Annotated in this window: 14 protein-coding genes; 8 read left to right on the top strand and 6 right to left on the bottom strand. The window is 68.9% G+C overall.

Features of this window, described 5'->3' with window-relative positions; translation table 11 throughout:
* The first annotated feature begins 284 nt into the window (after positions 1-284).
* Positions 285-1,469 carry a cytochrome P450 gene (locus AB0G10_RS35930; RefSeq protein ID WP_360932318.1) on the top strand — a complete coding sequence of 395 codons (1,185 nt, stop codon included), beginning with the start codon at positions 285-287 and terminating at the stop codon, positions 1,467-1,469.
* A 20-nt stretch (positions 1,470-1,489) separates the two neighbouring features.
* A complete protein-coding gene (locus AB0G10_RS35925; protein ID WP_360932315.1) occupies positions 1,490-2,095 on the top strand; it encodes a hypothetical protein in 606 nt (201 codons plus the stop codon).
* Between the two features lie 49 nt (positions 2,096-2,144).
* Here AB0G10_RS35925 and AB0G10_RS35920 read toward each other — a convergent pair whose 3' ends face one another.
* Positions 2,145-2,813 (bottom strand): DUF305 domain-containing protein, encoded by a 669-nt coding sequence (locus tag AB0G10_RS35920; protein WP_360932312.1) that lies wholly within the window; start codon positions 2,811-2,813, stop codon positions 2,145-2,147.
* Positions 2,814-2,946: 133 nt separating this feature from the next.
* Between AB0G10_RS35920 and AB0G10_RS35915 the strand changes: the two genes are divergently transcribed.
* Entirely contained in the window at positions 2,947-4,377 is a 1,431-nt protein-coding gene (locus AB0G10_RS35915; protein ID WP_360932310.1) for a hypothetical protein, read from the top strand.
* On the opposite strand, the gene AB0G10_RS35910 is transcribed toward AB0G10_RS35915, so the two are convergent.
* Complete coding sequence (locus AB0G10_RS35910) at positions 4,362-5,867, bottom strand: GGDEF domain-containing protein (RefSeq protein ID WP_360932307.1); 1,506 nt, start codon at positions 5,865-5,867, stop codon at positions 4,362-4,364. The genes AB0G10_RS35915 and AB0G10_RS35910 overlap by 16 nt on opposite strands.
* Positions 5,868-6,408: 541 nt before the next feature.
* Between AB0G10_RS35910 and AB0G10_RS35905 the strand changes: the two genes are divergently transcribed.
* The gene (locus AB0G10_RS35905; RefSeq protein ID WP_360932304.1) at positions 6,409-7,185 is read left to right on the top strand and encodes a hypothetical protein; all 777 of its coding nucleotides are present in this window, start codon (positions 6,409-6,411) and stop codon (positions 7,183-7,185) included.
* 183 nt (positions 7,186-7,368) lie between these two features.
* On the opposite strand, the gene AB0G10_RS35900 is transcribed toward AB0G10_RS35905, so the two are convergent.
* Positions 7,369-7,584 carry a DUF397 domain-containing protein gene (locus AB0G10_RS35900; RefSeq protein WP_360932301.1) on the bottom strand — a complete coding sequence of 72 codons (216 nt, stop codon included), beginning with the start codon at positions 7,582-7,584 and terminating at the stop codon, positions 7,369-7,371.
* Between the two features lie 41 nt (positions 7,585-7,625).
* Positions 7,626-8,474, bottom strand: coding sequence for a helix-turn-helix transcriptional regulator (locus AB0G10_RS35895; protein ID WP_360932298.1), 849 nt, complete (start codon positions 8,472-8,474; stop codon positions 7,626-7,628).
* 230 nt (positions 8,475-8,704) lie between these two features.
* Between AB0G10_RS35895 and AB0G10_RS35890 the strand changes: the two genes are divergently transcribed.
* From AB0G10_RS35890 to AB0G10_RS35880, 3 genes are read left to right on the top strand one after another with little or no spacing between them, the layout of a single operon-like run.
* Positions 8,705-9,355 (top strand): GPP34 family phosphoprotein, encoded by a 651-nt coding sequence (locus tag AB0G10_RS35890; RefSeq protein ID WP_127546666.1) that lies wholly within the window; start codon positions 8,705-8,707, stop codon positions 9,353-9,355.
* Positions 9,352-10,980 (top strand): APC family permease, encoded by a 1,629-nt coding sequence (locus AB0G10_RS35885; protein WP_360932295.1) that lies wholly within the window; start codon positions 9,352-9,354, stop codon positions 10,978-10,980. Before AB0G10_RS35890 ends, AB0G10_RS35885 begins: the two co-directional genes overlap by 4 nt.
* A gap of 9 nt (positions 10,981-10,989) precedes the next feature.
* Positions 10,990-11,604: a GNAT family N-acetyltransferase gene (locus AB0G10_RS35880; protein WP_360932292.1), complete on the top strand. Its 615-nt coding sequence runs from the start codon at positions 10,990-10,992 to the stop codon at positions 11,602-11,604.
* A gap of 6 nt (positions 11,605-11,610) precedes the next feature.
* On the opposite strand, the gene AB0G10_RS35875 is transcribed toward AB0G10_RS35880, so the two are convergent.
* Entirely contained in the window at positions 11,611-12,162 is a 552-nt protein-coding gene (locus AB0G10_RS35875) for a hypothetical protein (RefSeq protein WP_360932289.1), read from the bottom strand.
* A gap of 495 nt (positions 12,163-12,657) precedes the next feature.
* Between AB0G10_RS35875 and AB0G10_RS35870 the strand changes: the two genes are divergently transcribed.
* The gene (locus tag AB0G10_RS35870) at positions 12,658-14,361 is read left to right on the top strand and encodes a cellulase family glycosylhydrolase (protein ID WP_360932286.1); all 1,704 of its coding nucleotides are present in this window, start codon (positions 12,658-12,660) and stop codon (positions 14,359-14,361) included.
* A 578-nt stretch (positions 14,362-14,939) separates the two neighbouring features.
* Here AB0G10_RS35870 and AB0G10_RS35865 read toward each other — a convergent pair.
* Positions 14,940-17,813, bottom strand: a complete 2,874-nt coding sequence (locus AB0G10_RS35865) for a glycoside hydrolase family 3 C-terminal domain-containing protein (protein WP_360932283.1) — start codon at positions 17,811-17,813, stop codon at positions 14,940-14,942.
* Between the last annotated feature and the right edge of the window lie 261 nt (positions 17,814-18,074).

Below are 18,074 nucleotides of genomic sequence, written 5' to 3'. Positions count from 1 at the left end.
GGCGACCACCGGAGGGTAGTCGGCCGGGGCACCCCGCTTGCTTACCTCCCGCTGAGATGATCATTAAGAATCCCTCAACGGAGGCAATGTCCGGCGGGATCCGGCGGATAGTCGCACCATGTTCGCGATCGTCGCCGTCGGCTGCCAGCCACGCCCGCGCCGTCCCCGCCGGCTCACCCCGCCACGGCCCCGGCTGCCTCTGCGCCCGCCCCGGACACCGCGCCGCCTCCCGGCCTGATCCCATCTCCCTCCTTGGTTTCCCATCGACGGGTATCGTGATCTGCGTGGTGGACCTCGCCGATCCCGCGTTCCAGGCAAACCCCCATCCCGCGTACGCCGCATGGCGCCGGACCGGACCCGTCCGCCGGACCCGGCTGCCCAGTGGCCTGACCGCCTGGCTGGTCACCCGCTACGACGACGGCCGCCGGGCGCTGGCCGACCCGCGGCTCTCCAAGCAGTCCGGGTTCTCGGTCGGCTCGTCCACGGCGGCGAACCGGCCGGCCGGCCCGGCCGCCATCCTGTCCCGGCACATGCTCGCCGCCGACCCGCCCGACCACACCCGCCTGCGCCGCCTCGTCTCGGCCGCCTTCACGGTCCGCCGGATCGAGAGCCTGCGCCCGCGGATCGAGGAGATCACCCGTGAGCTGCTGGACGCGCTCGAGGGGCGGGAGCGGGCCGACCTGATCGACGCGTTCGCCTTCCCGCTGCCGATCCAGGTCATCTGCGAGCTCCTCGGGGTGCCGGCCGACGACCGGGACGAGTTCCGCGACTGGTCAAACGTGATCGTGGCGGGCTCGCAGTCCGGCGACCGCCTGGAACCGGCGATCCGGGCCATGGTCGCGTACATCGCGGCCCTGATCGCCGAACGCCGGTCGAGCCCCGGCCCCGACCTGCTCTCCGGCCTGATCCAGGTGCGCGACTCGGAGGACCGGCTCACCGAGGAGGAGCTCTCCTCGATGGTCTTCCTGCTGCTCATCGCGGGCCACGAGACCACCGTCAACCTGATCGGCAACGGGACCTCGCTGCTGCTGCGCGACCGGGAACAGTGGGATCGGTTGCGCGCCGAGCCCGCATTGCTGCCCACCGCGATCGAGGAATTTCTCCGGTACGAGGGACCGGTCGAGACCTCGACGTTCCGGGTCGCCACCGAAGACCTGGAGATCGGCGGAACCCGGATCAGAGCCGGCGAGCCGGTCGTGATCGTGCTGCTCTCCGCCAACCGCGACGAGGACCGCTTCCCGGACGCCGACGTGCTGCGGCTCGACCGGGCCCAGAACCCGCACCTGGCGTTCGGCCACGGCATCCACTACTGCCTCGGCGCCCCGCTGGCCCGGCTGGAGGCGCAGATCGCGTTCACCCAGTTGATGGACCGCCATCCGGGCCTGCGGCTCGCGGTCCCGGCCGAGGACCTGCGGTGGCGTCCCGGCCTGCTGCTGAGGGGCCTGCACGAGCTGCCGGTCCTGCTCTAGACCTCTGGCATGATGGCGCGGTGTCGGTCCCCCATGATCCGTACTTCTCGCCGACGGCCAAGCTGCCGGTCGTCTCGCCGCGGAACGGTAGCTCGCGCCTGAAGATCCTCGGCGCGGTCACCGCCGCGACCGCCGCCTTCGTGGCCGTCGCCGTCTGGATCATCTCGCCCGGCTCCGACTCCTCGTCTCCCGCCGTGCCGATCGCCGCTCCCAGCAGCGTCCCCAGCGCCGTGATCACCGAGGAGGCGACGGTCTCCCCGGCGCCGACCAGCAAGTCGCCCACGCCGAAGTCGCCCAGCCCGAAGCCGCCCACGGCCCGCCCGGCCCGGCCCGGCGCACTGGTCGACCAGCTCCGGACCGTCGTCCGGGGCCTGGAGAAACGTCGCGAGCTGGACAAGCGCGGCGCCGACGAGCTGAACCGGCGCCTCGAACAGCTGAAGAACCGCATCCGCAAGGACCCGGAGAAGGCGCCCCGCAAGCTCGACGAGTTCGTCAAGAAGCTGGCCGACCTCCGCGCGGACGAGAAGATCAGCGAGGCCGGCTTCGAGGCGCTGGCGGCCGGCGCCACCCAGATCGGCGCCCTGCTCCCCACCGACGACGACGATGACGACGATGACGACGACTGAGCAGGCCTTCGGGCGGAATGCCGCTCCGAGCCCCTTCGGACACTGTGGACTACTTGATCCCGAGCTCGGCCATACGCCGGATCTCGGACACCTGCTCGACCGCCGACTCATTGGCTAATTCGGACAGACGCTCGTCCGAGCCGCTCCTCAAAAGGTCCCCGGCCATCTGCTGCGCGCCCTGATGATGCTCGGTCATCATCGCCACGAAGCGGCGGTCGAAGTCGGCGCCGGTCGCCGCGGTCAGGGCCGCGATCTCCTCGTCGGTCTGGCCGCCCGGCATCGTCGAGTGATCGTGCGAGGGGTCGGATTCGGGCTGGTTCCGGTCCTTCAACCAGGACTTGAAGTAGTCGATCTCGAGTTTCTGGCCGGCGCTGATCCGCTCGGCGAGGCGTTTCAGCCCGGCGTTGGCCGCCCGCCCGGGAGCCAGGTCGGCCATCACGAGCGCCTGCTCGTGGTGCCCGATCATCATCTGGACGTAGGCCACGTCGATCGCGTTGTAGGTCGTTCCGTCGAGTGCCTTGACCTGATCAGAATCGGACACTGCGGCAGATTCTCCCGGGCGCCCGGGCAGCAGCACGGGCACCGGTGAGGACGAGGCCGAGGGGGCCTTCGCGTCCGGCGCCGCAGTGGTCTCCGTGCAGGCCGCGAGGCCTATCCCGGCCGTGGCGAGGACCGTGAGGGTCGCGGTCGCCAGGCTCCTGGTGTGTCGGCGATTCATTGCTTCCTTTTCGGTAAGGGTCCCCAACGCAACATTCGACAGCTATCGTAACGACCGATATCGCTGTCACCGGGGGTGCTCGCGACACGACTCGCGGTGTGTCGCCGGTGGCTCCGTCACCGGAAGGAGCTCCATGAAGCACCCTGCCCCACAAGGGCGGTTCAAGCGCCTGTCCAGTATCGGCGCTGCGGCAGTCCTGCTCAGCTTCCTGGTCGCGGCGCCCGCTCAGGCCGCTCCCGCCGACATCCCGGCGGTCGACGAGATCCGCAGCAGTTCCAACCTCAAGCAGATCGCCAACATCCCGAAGGCCGCCCCCTTCGCGGCCGAGAACGCCCTCAACTCGGACTGGGCGTTCCAGGGTAAATACGCGTACGGCGGCAACTACAACGGTTTCACCGTCTACGACATCAAGAACCCGCGCAGCCCGCAGGTCGCCGCCGTGGTGGTCTGCCCCGGCTCGCAGAACGACATCACGGTCTGGGGAGACCTGCTCTTCCTCTCGACCGACTCGCAGCGGTCCGACGACTCCTGCGCCAGCACGTCGGTGCCCGGCAGCGCGCCGGCCGAGACGCCGCGCTGGGAGGGCATCAAGGTCTTCAGCATCAAGGACCCGCGCAGCCCGCAGTACATCGCCTCGGTGAAGACCGACTGTGGCTCGCACACCCACACGATCGTCCCGGGCAAGGGCCGCGACAAGTCGGTCTACCTGTACGTGTCGTCCTACAACCTGTCCGGCGTGAGCCTGCCGAACTGCGCGTGGCCGCACGACAAGATCTCGATCGTCAAGGTGCCGCTGAAGAACCCGGCGGCCTCGGCCGTGGTCGCCACGCCGGTCCTCTTCCCGGACGGCGGCTTCCCGGGCAGCGAGACGGGCACCGCGACGAGCGGCTGCCACGACATCACGGCGTACCCGCAGAAGGACATCGCGGCCGGTGCCTGCATGGGTGACGGCGCGCTGTTCGACATCTCGAACCCGGTGAACCCCAAGGTGATCACCACGGTGCGGGACACCGAGAACTTCGCGTTCTGGCACTCGGCCACGTTCAACAACGCCGGCACCAAGGTCGTCTTCACCGACGAGCTGGGCGGCGGCGGCCAGGCCACCTGCAACCCGGTGATCGGCCCGAACCGCGGCGCCGACGCGATCTACGACATCAAGCGCAAGGGCAAGAAGCTCACGCTGGAGTTCCAGAGCTACTTCAAGATTCCGCGGGAGAACGCCGCCACCGAGAACTGCGTGGCCCACAACGGCTCGCTGATCCCGGTCAAGGGCAAGGACATCATGGTCCAGGCCTGGTACCAGGGCGGCATCTCGATCTGGGACTTCACCAACTCGAAGAAGCCCAAGGAGATCGCGTACTGGGAGCGCGGCCCGCTCAGCACCGAGCGTGCCATCACCGGCGGCTCGTGGTCCGCGTACTGGTACAACGGATTCATCTACTCCAACGACATCCAGAAGGGCCTGGACGTCCTGGAGGTCAGCGACCGCCGGATCGACCGTGCCGAGCGCGAGCGCACCTGGCAGTTCAACGCGCAGACCCAGGACGACTACCGTCGCTGGTGATCTGACGTAGCCATACCGATGGGATCGTCCGCGAGGGCGGTCCCATCGGCCTTTCCGGCCTTCTTCCGCCGGTACATCAGCGCGTCCGCCTCGCGCATCAGCCCGTCGCCCTCGCCCGGGGCGCCGGTCGCGACGCCGACGCTGGCGCCCACGGCCATCCAGTGGCCGCCGACCATCATGGGCTCGGCGATCACGTCCGCGAGCCGGGCGGCCAGCTTCTCCGCCTCGTCCCGGCCGACCCCGGGCAGCAGCACCGCGAACTCGTCGCCGCCCAGCCGCGCGGCCACCTCGCCGGCGCCGAGCAGGCCGGTGAGCCGCTCCGCGACGGCCTGCAGCACCAGGTCGCCGGAGTGGTGCCCGTGCTCGTCGTTGACCTGCTTGAAGCCGTCCAGGTCGATCACCAGCAGGCTCACCGACGCGGCGGGCGTGTCCTGCATCCGCCGGTGCAGCAGCACCCGGTTGGGCAGGCCGGTGAGCGCGTCATGGCTGGCCTGCCGGCGCAGCTCGTCGTGCAGCGTCTGCAGTTCGCCGACCAGCCGCTCGTTGTCCCGGAACGCCACCTGCTGCCGGCCCAGCACGAGGGCCGTGATCAGAACGACGCCGACGGCGACGCCCCAGACCCGGCTGTCCATCTCGCCGCCCCGCAACGACCAGAGCAAGAGGATCTGGGTCGCGACCACCGCGAGGTACGGCATCCGGCTGGACCGCCGCGCGAGTTCGCCGGTCGTCCGGCGGGCGAGCAGGCCGACCTGGAGCTGCTGGAGCCGGATCGCGGCCGCGGTGAGCACGCACGGGGCGAGCTGAACCACGATCATGAGCCCCGGATGCGGCTCGCCGACCAGCCCGTTGGTGATCGGGGCGGCCAGGGCTGTCCCGGCCACGCCGAGCGCCGCCGCGGTCCCGGCGAACCGGGTGAACGGCGCCGTCCCGCTCAGGATCAGCTTCAGCACGCCGAACGCGATCAGCAGCATCACGACGGCGGTGGCCGAGGCGGCCCAGCGGTCGGCGTCCTGCCGGCCGCCGAGCTCCCGGGCGAGGAGGCAGTACCAGAGGAAGACCGCGACGCCGGTGAGCACGGTGGCCGCGTCGAACCAGAGGCGCAGCCGCTGCCGCCCGACGCCGCCGAGCGGGTGCCGGAGGGTCGCCACCACCACGGTTCCCATGCCGATCACCACGAAGGCGGTCTGCACGAGGCTGATCCGGGTGGTCCCGGGATCCGTGAGTACCAGCAGACACTGGTAGGTGTCGCCGACCGCGCAGGAGGCGCAGGCGAGCAGCACCACCTGCCAGAACCGGCGTCCCGGCGCCGGCATCTCCGGGTGCCGGGCCAGCCGCCACGCGAACCAGACGTTCGACACGTCGAGCGTCGCCTGCACCACCCAGGAGGTGGTGGTGCCGCCCGGCCCGATCAGGAACCACGGCGCCAGCAGCAGGCCGAGCGCCACGAGCGCCAGCAGGACCGGGTCCTTGACCGCGGCACGGATGTGCATGACCGCTCGATCGGCGTGCGTGCGGAGGAGCTGAGAGATCCTGTCCGGGTACCGCGAGATCTATCCGGATCGCGTAGTCGGATCGGGTGACAGCTCCGCGCGTCACAATCGGACTTATAGCACCAAATAGGTACGTTCAGTCCATGGCCACGACACACCGCAGCTCCGCGCTCCGGTCGTTGCCTGTTCTGCTGGCGCTCGTTCTGGCCTTCTTCGCGGGACCGATCTCTACCGGTTCGCACCCTTCCGGCCCGAGCGCGAACAGCATCTCCGCCTCCGCCGTGGCGGTTCACACGGCCTCCGCCGACGCATCTGACGCGTCCGCCCGTACCCCTGAAATTCCCGCCGCCGCAGCGGCTTTCCCCAGCTCAGCCACCATGTCTGCGCGCGTCCTGCGCGATCAGGCCGTTGCCGGCGCCGCCGACTCCCGGGCTCCGCCCACCGCTCTCGCCTGACCCTTTTCGGACAGCACGTCTGCTGCCCGGGGGTCCACGCATGCCCTGGAGAGACTCGGAACCCACGAGAGCGGACGACCTTTCACATGAACATCCTCGCCGAGATGCTGCTGACCGAGCCGGCCCCGATGGCGATCTGGGCGGCCCTCATGCTGCTCACCCTGCCTGCCCTCGTGGTGCTGGCCAGCCCGCACAACGTGCGGAACCCGGGACGCGCCCTGATCGACACGGTGGGCTTCCTGCGCCGCCGGGCCGAGCGCCGCGACGAGGAGCTGCGCCGGCGGCTCGAGGAGGCGCTCCAGGCGGCCCGCTACGCCGAGGAGATCCAGGTGGCGGCCGATCAGGCGGGGTGGGCGGCGCAGCGCTGGCAGGGGAGCTGGGAGGGCGCCTGCGAGCGGGTGGACGCGGCCTGGCGCAGCTGGCAGGCCGCGGACGCGCGTCGCGCCAGGAGCCGGGCGACGGCGGCCTTCGGCACGCCTTACACGGCGAAGACCCCAGCCGAGTACGCCTACCGTGAGCGGTTCCTGCACCGTGCCGTCCAGGATGCGGTCGCTCGCGGCGAGCTGCCCACGGAGGCCCTCGCCGACGCCCTGAGCGGCCGCAACGGCTGGGACGCGAGACTGCACCCGGCCGACCAGGAGCGGGTCGTCCAGCAGGTCAGCGCGGACTACCTGGCCCGGGTGCACGAGCGGGCCGCCGAGGCCGAGCGCGCGGCCTGGCAGGACGCGGCCAGTGCCCGCCGCAACCGCGACAGCCTGATCCGCGAGGCGGCGATCGCCGAGGCCCGGGCAGCCAGCCTGAACCACCTGATCCCGACCGGCGCCACCGCGGCCCAGGAGGCCTTCCGCCCCGTCTTCGCCTGATCCGGACAGCAGGGAGCCGGCACCGTTCCACGGCTGCGGAGGGGCCACGGTGACCGATTTTCATCATGAAGTGCGATGCCACGGCGCCTCACGGGGAGACGCCGTGGCATTCCTCAAGTCGCACATCGCGGAAGTCGATCACTTTCGAAAGGCTTCCATCGCTGCACGCCTATCGGTAGGCTCTCACGCGGAGATATCGAATTCGCCGTCCTTGGCGGAGTCCACGAATGCGGTCCACTCCGCTTTCGTGAACATGAGAGCCGGGCCCGCCTGGTCCTTGCTGTCACGGACGGCGATTCCCTTGTCGAGGATTGCCACCTCGACGCAGTTGCTGCCGCCGCTGCCGTTAGAGCGACTGCCCTTCTTCCAGACGGCACCGTCGAGTTGGTGCGCGAACATTCTCGAGCACCTCCCTTCGATATGAGGATTCTTCGGGAGTGCTACGCGACGAGCAGACTCTCGATCATCTTTATCGTAGTCCGATGATCGAGCGCCCTTGCGCTCATTCGCTCGAACTCCTGTCGGTACCGGGCAACCTCATCTGGTTGCTCTTCGTAATAGTCTCCCGCAATACCTTCGAGGTAGACAACATCCAAATGGGTGGTCTCGCGGAACTCCAAAAGCACTGCTGAGCCCCCCAGGAACGGGTGTTCCCCGGAGTCGAACGGCAAGATCTGCAGGGTTACGTTCGGTAATCTAGCGGTATCGATCAAATGTTTCAGTTGTTCAGCCATGACGTCCTCGCCGCCGATGACGCGGCGGAGCACGGACTCGTCCATCAGGGCGGACAACTCGAGCGGCCGCTCGCCGCCGAGCCGGCTCTGCCGGGTCAGGCGAAGCGCGACACGCCTGTCTATCTGTTGCGGTGTGTCGGAGGAGCGACCGGTCTTGATCAGTGCTCGCATGTATGCCTCGGTCTGCAGCAGGCCGGGCACGATGATCGGCTCCCAGACGCGCATCGATGAGGCGGCCGCCTCCAGGCCGACGAAGTTGCCGGGCCGCATGATGTCGCGGTAGTCGGTCCACCACGTGCGCTCGCGGGACAGCCGGGCCAGCTCCACCAGCGCCTCGCGATAGCCCTGGTCACGGATGTTGTAGAGGGTCAGCAGATCGCGCACGTCGCGCGGGGTGACCGCGACGCGTGCCGTCTCGATCCGGGTGACCTTGGCGGCATGCCACTCGAAGTGCCGGGACACGTCCTGTTGCGTCAGGCCGGCTGCTTCCCGGCATCTCTTGAGCTCCGCGCCCAGTCGGCGGCGTCGCAGCGTCGGACCCTCGATATCGGACACCTGGACTCCCTACGGTCCTGTGAGTTCGATATTACGACCCAATCAAGATCAATCCCATGATCGCAATCTATTCATGATCCAATCTGGAGTGTGGCACTTGGGGGCCTTAATAAGAAGTCTAGTACTTCTTGTATTGACCTTGATGTTGGGTACATGATGCTGCGGACATCGAGTTCTGTCTTCTTTCCTACACATAGAGAAATGATCATTGGAACTGGCGTCTAAGGGGCGTGGCGCAAGTGTTGGCTGACCAGTACTACCTGATCGCACACGAGGACCGAACGGGTCGGTCCAGACTCCATCCCCGCGCGACCGGCCTGGGATTGGCCGCCGCTCTCCTCTCCGAATTGGTTCTCGAGGGTCGTATCGGTGTGGCCGACGGCGAGCTGTTCATCGTCGATCGGCACCCGCCTCGGGACGCCCTCTCCCACGATGTCCTGGACCTGCTCAGCGCCCAGTCACAGCACACCGATGTGCGTACCTGGCTCGCATTCCTCTCCCAGGACGCCGCTCTGCGGGTCGCCGAGCGCCTCATGCGCGTCGGCGCCGTCGAGATGGTCACCCGCCGCCGCATGCTGGGCAGCACCCAGACGCTCTACATGCCGAACACGGCCCGCCAGCGCAACGCCGCGGCCTGGGCCTCCACCCGGATCGCGAACATCCTGGTCCGCGGCATGGATCTCAACCTCTCCGACCGGATGCTGGTCGGCCTGGTCGTCGCGACCGGCCTGACCCGCCACGTCATGTACGGATTCGAGATGTACCCGCACATCTACCATGCCCTGCCCAGCATGATCGCCTCGCTGCCCAACGATCTCCGGGAGATCGTCGAGTGCACCGAGCAGTCGGTGGGCACCGCTCTCGCGGTGGGACGACGGTGAGCCCGGCCGGACGCCATCAGCGCCGCCGCAACAACGTCGATCAGTGGGCCGGCACCATGCTGATGGACCTCCAGCGCAGCTCCGGGACCGGCCCGGACATCGTCAGCCAGGCGCTGGCGAGCAACCGGCTCGGCGTCTCCTCGGTGGTCTTCTTCGGGGTCGCCGGCGCCGCGCCGCTCACCGTGATCATCGGGGCCATCTCGACGATCTACGCGGTGGTCGGCAACACGGCGGTCCCACTGGTCTACCTCGTGGTGGCGGGTATCCTCTCGATCTTCACGGTCGGGTTCGTCGCGATGAGCCGGCACATCGTCAACTCCGGCGCCTTCTACGCGTACATCAGCCACGGCCTGGGCCGGGAGCTCGGTGTCGCGGCGGCGTTCGTGGCCCTCGGCGCCTATTCGCTCATGCAGATCGGTCTCTTCGGCCTGTTCGGCGTGGTCGCCTCGGGCATTCTCGAGGCGATCGGGCTCCAGGCGTCCTGGCTGGCCTGTGCCCTGGTGGCCTGGGCGCTGATCGCCGTGCTCGGCATGCTCTGGGTCGACCTGAGCGGCAAGGTGCTGGGCATCCTGCTGATCGCCGAGATCGCGGTCGTGGTGATCTACGACCTGGTGATGGCGGGCAACCCGGCCGAGGGCTCGGTCAGCTTCGCCGCGCTCGCGCCGCAACAGCTGCTCACCCCCGAGGTGGTGGCCATGATGGTGCTCGCCATCGGCGGCTTCACCGGCTTCGAGGCGACGGTCGTGCTCTCCGAGGAGGCGAAGGACCCGAAGCGGACGATCGCCCGGGCCACCCACCTCTGCGTGATCCTCGCCGGCATCCTCTGCGCCCTCTCGGCGTGGGCCATGTCGGTGGCGGCCGGGCCGGGGCAGATCGTCGCGGCGGCCCGGGCCGAGCAGACCGACCTGGTGTTCACCCTGGTCGCGCCGCACGTACCGGACACCCTCATCACCATCGGCTACCTGCTCTTCATGACGTCGATCTTCGCGGCGCTGCTGGCCTTCCACGCGGCCGTCTCGCGGTACCAGTTCGCCCTCGGACGCGAGCGGGTGCTGCCGGCGCGCTGGGGCTCCGCGCATCCGCGCACCGGGGCGCCGGTGGTCGGCTCGGTGACCCAGAGCATCCTGGCGCTCGGCGTGCTGCTGACGTACGGGATCCTCAAGATCGATCCGCTGGTGCACCTGTTCGCCTGGCTGACCGTCGTGGGCGGCCTGGGCGTGCTGATCCTGATGTGGGCCGCCTCGGCAGCGGTGATCGCGTTCTTCGTCCAGCACTCCCGGGGCGAGAACATCTGGCGCGGCCGGATCGCGCCGATCACAGCGTTCTTCCTGCTCAGCATCATCCTGCTGGCCACCGTGATCGGCTTCGGCGATCTGCTGCAGGTCGGCAGCGACTCGGTCTTCCACTGGGTCTTCACGGTGGGATACCTGGTCTGCGCGGCCATCGGGTTCTGCTGGGCGCTCATCGTGAAGCGGACGCGACCCGACGTCTACGCCGGCATCGGCCGGGGAGCGGACGGCCGGAACGTCGTCGACTACGCCGCGATGGCCCGCCCGCACTCGCACTCGCAGACAAACGCGCAGCACCCGCACGAGATGCGCGACCAATTGCCGTCGATCAAGTAGGGAAGATCCATGACGTACGCCATCCAGGAACTAGTGATCCGTCACGTGTCGCCCTTCGACACCGAGGAGATCACCAATCTTGTGGCCGACGCGATGTGGGACGGCCCGGTCGCCCGCTGGATGCAACCCGACACGGTGGCCCGCCGGCGCAACACACCCCGGTACTTCGAGATCTTCGTGGAGTACGCGCTGCAGTACGGCGAGGTCTACAGCACGGCCGACGCGGACGACGGCCGGATGAACGGGGTCGCGCTCTGGTTCCCGCTCACCGCGATGATCCCGCCGCCGGTCGATTACGAGCGCCGGCTCAAGGAGGCCTCGGACACGGCGTTCGACCGCTGCCAGCAACTCGACGCGGCACTCGACGAGCACCACCCGCTCGAGCCGCACCACTATCTGGCGTTCATGGCCGTACGCCCCGGCCAGCAGGGCCGGGGCATCGGCAGCGCGCTGCTCGACCGGCACCACGCCCGGCTGGACCGGGCCGGGCTCCCGGCCTATCTCGAGGCCAACGACCCGCGTAATCGCGACCTCTACCTTCGGCACGGATACCAGGTCCGGTCCGTGATCGAGCTTCCCGACGGGCCCCCCATCTGGTGCATGTGGAGGACGCCTATGGCTTGATCGAACCTATGCAGCCGTTGGGAACTCGTAGATCCAGAACGACTGCTGGTCCATGCACGAGGCTTGCAGCGTGCCACTGGAGAGCCGGCGCAACATCAGCTGGATCACCTTCGACATGTTGCGGCTGTCGTCGTTGAAACGACAGAAGTCGAGTGCGATGATGCCGTTCCGATCCGTCGCCGTGCGGTACATGGCTTCCACCAATTCCGCGAAGGACCGGGTCGAACGGGCGTCTTCGGCGACCGCTACGAATCCGCAGTACCAGATCTTCTTCTGTTCGTAGAGGTCGGGCCAGCGACGTTCGAAGTACTCGGGGGCGATCAACGGCATCGCGAACAGATCATTCGTGTACGTGGACAGGCCGCACAGTTTGCCGCCGTCATCGAGGCAGAGGTACTTGTCGACTCGGGGATCCATCATCACCTGGTCGAACTCCGCCCGGTACATCAGGTGGCGCTGCACGGCGAGGGCGCGAACCTCTTTGAAAGCGCCTTCGTACAGTTCCCACGCGGTCTCGTGCATGTCGTCGGTGATCTGGTCGATGACTTTGACAAGCATGGCTGCTCCCTCGCGGGCCCGTGCCGAGCGGCCCCGCTCTCGTACTCAAGTCGATCGATAACAGGTGACCACAGAGTACGAAGTGCAATAGGGCCACGACAATGCGTGTTCACCAAAATCATGTGCCAATCCAGTTTGGAGTGATGCCTTTGGCTTACCGATCATGCAACTTGCGAAGTTGCAGGTAGTTGCAGAGGTCGACTCGTCCGAGCCATCACTGTCCATTCCCGTCGAGGCTTCTGGAATCGGTTATGTATTCCGTGGATCAGCCTTTTTGTGGAATGCACGGAGTACTAGCCTCCGCGTTATGGGCACGATGCGCTCGCCCCTTGACGGCGGGTTCGGGTCGGCCGGTGCGGGCCACTGCGGCGAGATGTGCATCCCCCGCTCGCCCTCCGGTGGCCCGCCTCATTGACATAGTTTAATGTCCAAACATAGTCTGCCGAGATCAGTTGTGGGAGCGCTCCCGCGCGCCCCGTCCTCGGCAGGAGCGTCATGTCGCGTCTACCAGGTCTCGCCCTCGCGGTCGCCCTGATCGCCGGCTCCATGTTCACCGTGCCCGGCCCCGGCCGGGCTTCCCCCGCGCCGGCGGATCGAAAGCCGGCCGCCGCCCCTCGTACGCCGGTCCAGGCGGTCGCCGCCATGCAGCCCGGCTGGAATCTCGGCAACACGTTCGACGCGACGGGCGACGACGAGACGTCGTGGGGTAACCCGCGGGTCACGCCGGAACTGCTCGACGGCATCCGGGCGCAGGGCTTCAAGAGCATCCGCATCCCGGTCACCTGGGGACAGCACCAGGGTCCCGGCCCGGACCACACGATCGATCCGGCGTACCTCGCCCGGGTCAAGGAGGTCGTCGGCTGGGCGCTCGACGACGGCTTCTACGTCATGGTCAACATCCACCACGACTCCTGGCAGTGGATCAACGGGATGGCCGGCGACCACGACGCCGTGCTGGCCCGCTTCAACGCCATCTGGACGCAGGCGGCCGCCGCCTTCCGCGACGCCTCACCCCGGCTCGTGCTGGAGAGCGTCAACGAGCCGCAGTTCAGCGGCGGCGACCCGGCGGCCCAGCTCGCCGAACTGAACACGTCCTTCCACCGGATCGTGCGCGGCTCGGGCGGCGGCAACGCGACCCGGCTGCTGGTGCTGCCGACCCTGCACACCTCCGCCGACCAGGTGCATCTCGACAATCTCGCGGCCGAGTTCGCGGCGCTGAACGACCCGAACCTGATCGCCACGGTGCACTACTACGGCTACTGGCCGTTCAGCGTCAACGTGGCCGGCGGCTACCGCTTCGACGCGACCGCCCAGCAGGACCTGCTCGACATGTTCGCCCGCATCCACACGACGTTCGTCGCCCGCGGCGTGCCGGTGATCATCGGGGAGTACGGCCTGCTCGGCTTCGACCGGCACACCGGCACGATCGAGCAGGGCGAGAAGCTGAAGTTCTTCGAGCTCTTCGGTCACCAGGCGCGGGTTCGCGGCGTAGCAACGATGCTCTGGGACAACGGGCAGCACTATGACCGTACCCAAGGCTCTTGGAAAGATCTTGAACTTTTCGGCCAGATCCGGTCGAGCTGGCAGACCCGATCCGGCACGGCCGCGAGCGACCTCCTCTTCGTGCGCCGCTCGGCGCCGGTCACCGCGCAGACCATCAAACTCAACCTGAACGGCACCGGCTTCACCCAGATCCGCCTCGGCAAGAGCACCCTGCGCCGCGGCCCCGACTTCCAGATCTCCGGCGATCAGCTCACCCTCACTGCCGGGTTGCTCACGCGACTGATCCAAAGCCATGGGTACGGGGTGACCGCCTCGCTGCAACTGCGCTTCTCGCGAGGTGTCCCGTGGCGCCTCGACGTCGTCGCCCACGACCGCCCCGCCCTGACCGCGGCCGCCGGCGACACCGCCACCTTCGCGATCCCGGCCGCCTTCAACGGCGACCGGCTGGCCACCATGACGGCGACCTACCCGGACGGCGCCAACGCGGGCCCGCACAGCTGGACGCCCTACAAGGAGTTCGACCGCGCGTTCGCTCCCGACTACTCCTCCGGCACGATCCGGCTGACCCCCGACTTCTTCGCCGAGGTCAGCGAGGCCACGCCGGTCACGCTCGTATTCCACTTCTGGAGCGGCGAGACGGTCACCTACCAGCTGACCCGAACCGGAACCGCGGTAACCGGAACCCCGATCCCCTGACCCATCCCCACTGCCCTCTGCCGATCTTGTTGATTCCGCCCGGCCCGTTCCTGTGCAGTTCAACAAGATCGGCTGTGGGGCGGCGCGCTCCGTCTCGCTCAGCCTGTTCCCACTGCCCGATCTTGTTGATTCCGCCCGGCCCGTTCCTGTGCAGATCAACAAGATCGGCTGTGGGCCGCCCCGCTCCGTCTCGCTCGGCGCGTTCCCTCTGCCGATCTTGTTGATTCCGGGCGGCCCGTCTCTGCGCAGATCAACAAGATCGGCTGCTGGCCGGCCCGCTTCGTGTCGCTCGGTGTGTGCCCACTGCGATCTTGTTGATTTCCGAGGCGCCGTTCCTGTGGGGGTTAACAAGATCGGCTGTGGGGCGGCGGGTTTCGTGTCGCTTGGCTTGTTCTCGCTGCGATCTTGTTGATTCCGGGCGGCCCGGTCCTGCACAGATCAACAAGATCGAAGCGAGGCGGTGGGCGAGGTGGTGGGCGAGGCGGCGGGCGAGAGGGTGGGCGAGGCGGCGGGCGAGAGGGTGGGCGAGGCGGCGGGCGAGAGGGTGGGCTGGGCGGGGGTGAGGGGGTGGGTGATGGTTAGTCGAAACTGAGGGTGGCGGCCGTGATCTGGGCGTGGCTGAAGGTGACGAACACGGCGTGCCGGCCGGGGAAGGCGGGGATCGCCGCGGAGACCTCGGTCAGCGGGTCCAGGCCGGCGGCGGCCGGGACCGGCAACGTCGCGAGGATCGGACCGGCGAGCGGATCGTCCAGACGTACCGTGATGGTTTGGTCTTGATCTCCGGAACCTGCCACTGTCGCGCGGATCCGGGACGGCGGCCGGGAGAGATCCACGTCGTCGAAGGCCGCCCACGCATCGGGTGCGGTGCTGCGCAGGGCCTCGCCAGGACCATCGGGCATGGGTACGAGGGAAGCCCCGTGGCAGCCGTCGTTGCCCGCGAGGACGAGACCGGCCCGGGGATTGCGGGGCGGGACGCGCTCACCGTGCACGCGCAACGTCGCGGTCCGGCGCCAGTCGGTGCTGGACCGGCCCGCCGCGATCGTGTGCGTCGCGTCCTCGACCACCCAGCGGGAGCGGGTGACGTCCCAGAACGCCAGGTCGGCGGCGTGCAGGGTGAACGTCACGGCGGTGCTCTCACCCGGGGCGAGGTGCACCCGGTGGTAGCCGCGCAGCCGGCGCAGGGGCTGCTTCACCCGGGAACGCTGCTGACGGGTGTAGAGCTGCACCACCTCGTCCCCGGCCCGGTCACCGACGTTGGTGACACCGACCGTGACGGTCACGACGCCGGCCGGGTCGACGGCGGCGGTGTCGAGCCGCAGGTCGTCGTAGCGGAACTCGGTGTAGCCGAGCCCGTGCCCGAACGGGAACAGCGGGGTGCCGCGGAAGTACAGGTAGGTGGCGTCGCTCGCGATGATGTCGTAGTCGAGCAGGTCCGGCAGGTCGGCGTCGCCGGCGTACCAGGTCTGGGTGAGGCGACCGGCCGGCTCGACGAGTCCGAAAAGGACATCGGCGAGGGCGCGGCCGTGCTCCTGCCCGCCGTGCGACGACCACAGCACGGCGGGGAGATTCTCCGAAGCCCACCCCAATGCGTACGGATAACTGCTGCTCACGACCATGACGGTTCGCGGGTTGACGGCCGCGACGGCCCGCATCAGGTCGTCCTGGGTGCCCGGCAGATCGAGGTCGCGCCGGTCCGCTGTCTCGCGGCCGGCGACCAGCGGGTGATTGCCCACGGCGAGCAGCACCACGTCCGCGGAAGCGGCCACCTCGGCGGCCGCGGCGACACCGTCGACCAGCAGATCGACGGTGAAGACGGCGGCGTCCTCGGGGCCGGCGGCCGCGGTCCGGACCACGCCGTCCTCGCCGACGCTGAGGAAACGGTCGCTCTGCACGTGCCGCAGGAGGACGCCGTCGGGGACGGTGACCAGCCGGAACGTCTCGCGCACCTCCCAGCCGTCCGGGCCGGGCCGGTCGGTCACGAGCCGGTGTGCCCCCGGGCCCAGGCCGTCGGCGCCCGCGAAGAGGCCGGTCGCCACCGAGCACAGCGAGATCGTCTCCTCGCCCCAGTCCCACACGTCGAAGAGCGCCTCGTCCGGGATGCCCTGCTCCGCCCGTACCTCCAAAGGAGCGGAAGGTGACGCCCAGAGCAGGCCGGACGCGCAGCGCAGGGCCACGCGGTCCAGACCCGGCGCGAACGTCACGGCATCCTCGCCCACCAGGCCGGCCACGGCGTCGCGCAGGGTGGTGCGGTACGGGGGAGTGCCGCTGTACCAGTCGTCGAAGACCCGGTCCGCCAGCGGGCCGATCACCGCGACCCGGCCGGCCGACGCCGGGTCGAGCGGCAGGATCCCGTCGTTGGTGAGCAGCACGGCCGACGCCCGGGCGGCCTCCAGGGCGAGCCCGCGGTGCTCGGGGCTGTCGATCGCCGAGGCGTCGATGTGCCGGTAGGGATCGTCGCCCGGGTTGAACTCACCGAGCCGCACCCGGACCGCTAGGATGTGCCGGACCGCCGCGTCCACATGCGACTCGGTGATCAGGCCGCGCTCGTACGCCGCCGTGAAGTTCGCGATCGTGGCGGCCAGATCCTCGGTGACGCAGTCGATCCCGGCGCGCAGGGCCGCCGCGAACCCCTCGACGTGGTCGTCGAACAGGTGCTGGTCGCCGGCCAGATTGTGCACCGCCCAGGCGTCGCCGACCACCAGCACGTCCTCCGGCGACCACGACCGCAGAACGTCGTCGATCAGCGGGCTGAGGTGGGCGGGACGGCCGTTCACCAGGTTGTACGACGCCATCACGGCCACCGCGGCGCCGTCCGCGAGGGCCGGGCGGAAGGCGGGCAGCTCGTACTCGTGCAACACCCGCGGCGGCAGGTCGCTCGAGGTGAGGCAGCGGTCCGTCTCGTTGTTGTAGCCGAGGAAGTGCTTCAGCGTCGGCGCGGTACGCAGCCACAGTGGATGATCGCCGCGGAGGCCCCGGGAGTACGCCGTGCTCAGCACCCCGGTCAGCCACGGGTCCTCGGCGTACCCCTCCTCGTTGCGGCCCCAGCGCGGATCGCGGAGCAGGTTCACGACCGGCGCCCAGACGTTGAGGCCGACGTTCTCCGGATCCCGGTGGTGCATGGCGCGGATCTCGGTGCCGACCGCCTCGCCGACACGGCGCAGCAGCTCCGGGTTCCAGCTGCTGGCCAGGCCGATCGCCTGCGGGAAAGCGGTCGCGGTGCCCAGCCAGGCGACGCCGTGCAGGGCCTCGGTGCCGGTGCGGAACGGAGCCACACCGAGCCGGGGGATGCCGGCCTGGTGCTGGTTGAGCAGGGCGATCTTCTCGTCCAGGGTGAGCCGGTCGAGGAGGTCGGAGACGCGGGCGGCGACCTTGCGATGGGGGTCGCGGAAGGTGGCCTCGCGGTGTGGGTCGAGATCGCGAGAAACGGCGTGAGAGGCGGGGGAATCGGTCACAACGCGTTCCTTCGGGGGGCTGGACGCCTGTCGCTCGGCTTCGTGGCGGATGTTGCTGGCTGCTGGTGCGTCGGCTGTTGCTGGCGGCTCGGGTTCTGGTTGTCGGCTGTTGCTGGTTGCTGTCGGCCGCGTTGTCGAAGCGCTTCGACGAATGGGTGCGCGAGTGGGTTTCGCGGATGTTTCGGACGGGGTCCACCGAGGTTCGCACTCCGCCGCGTCCGGGGTCAAGGAGTAGCGGCCATCGATGTCAACCCGATTTGG

This window comes from Actinoplanes sp. NPDC023714 (assembly GCF_040639855.1).
Classification (GTDB): Bacteria; Actinomycetota; Actinomycetes; order Mycobacteriales; family Micromonosporaceae; genus Actinoplanes.
Note: the sequence above shows the minus strand (reverse complement) of the source record. Positions and strands in the feature narration are given on the sequence as shown.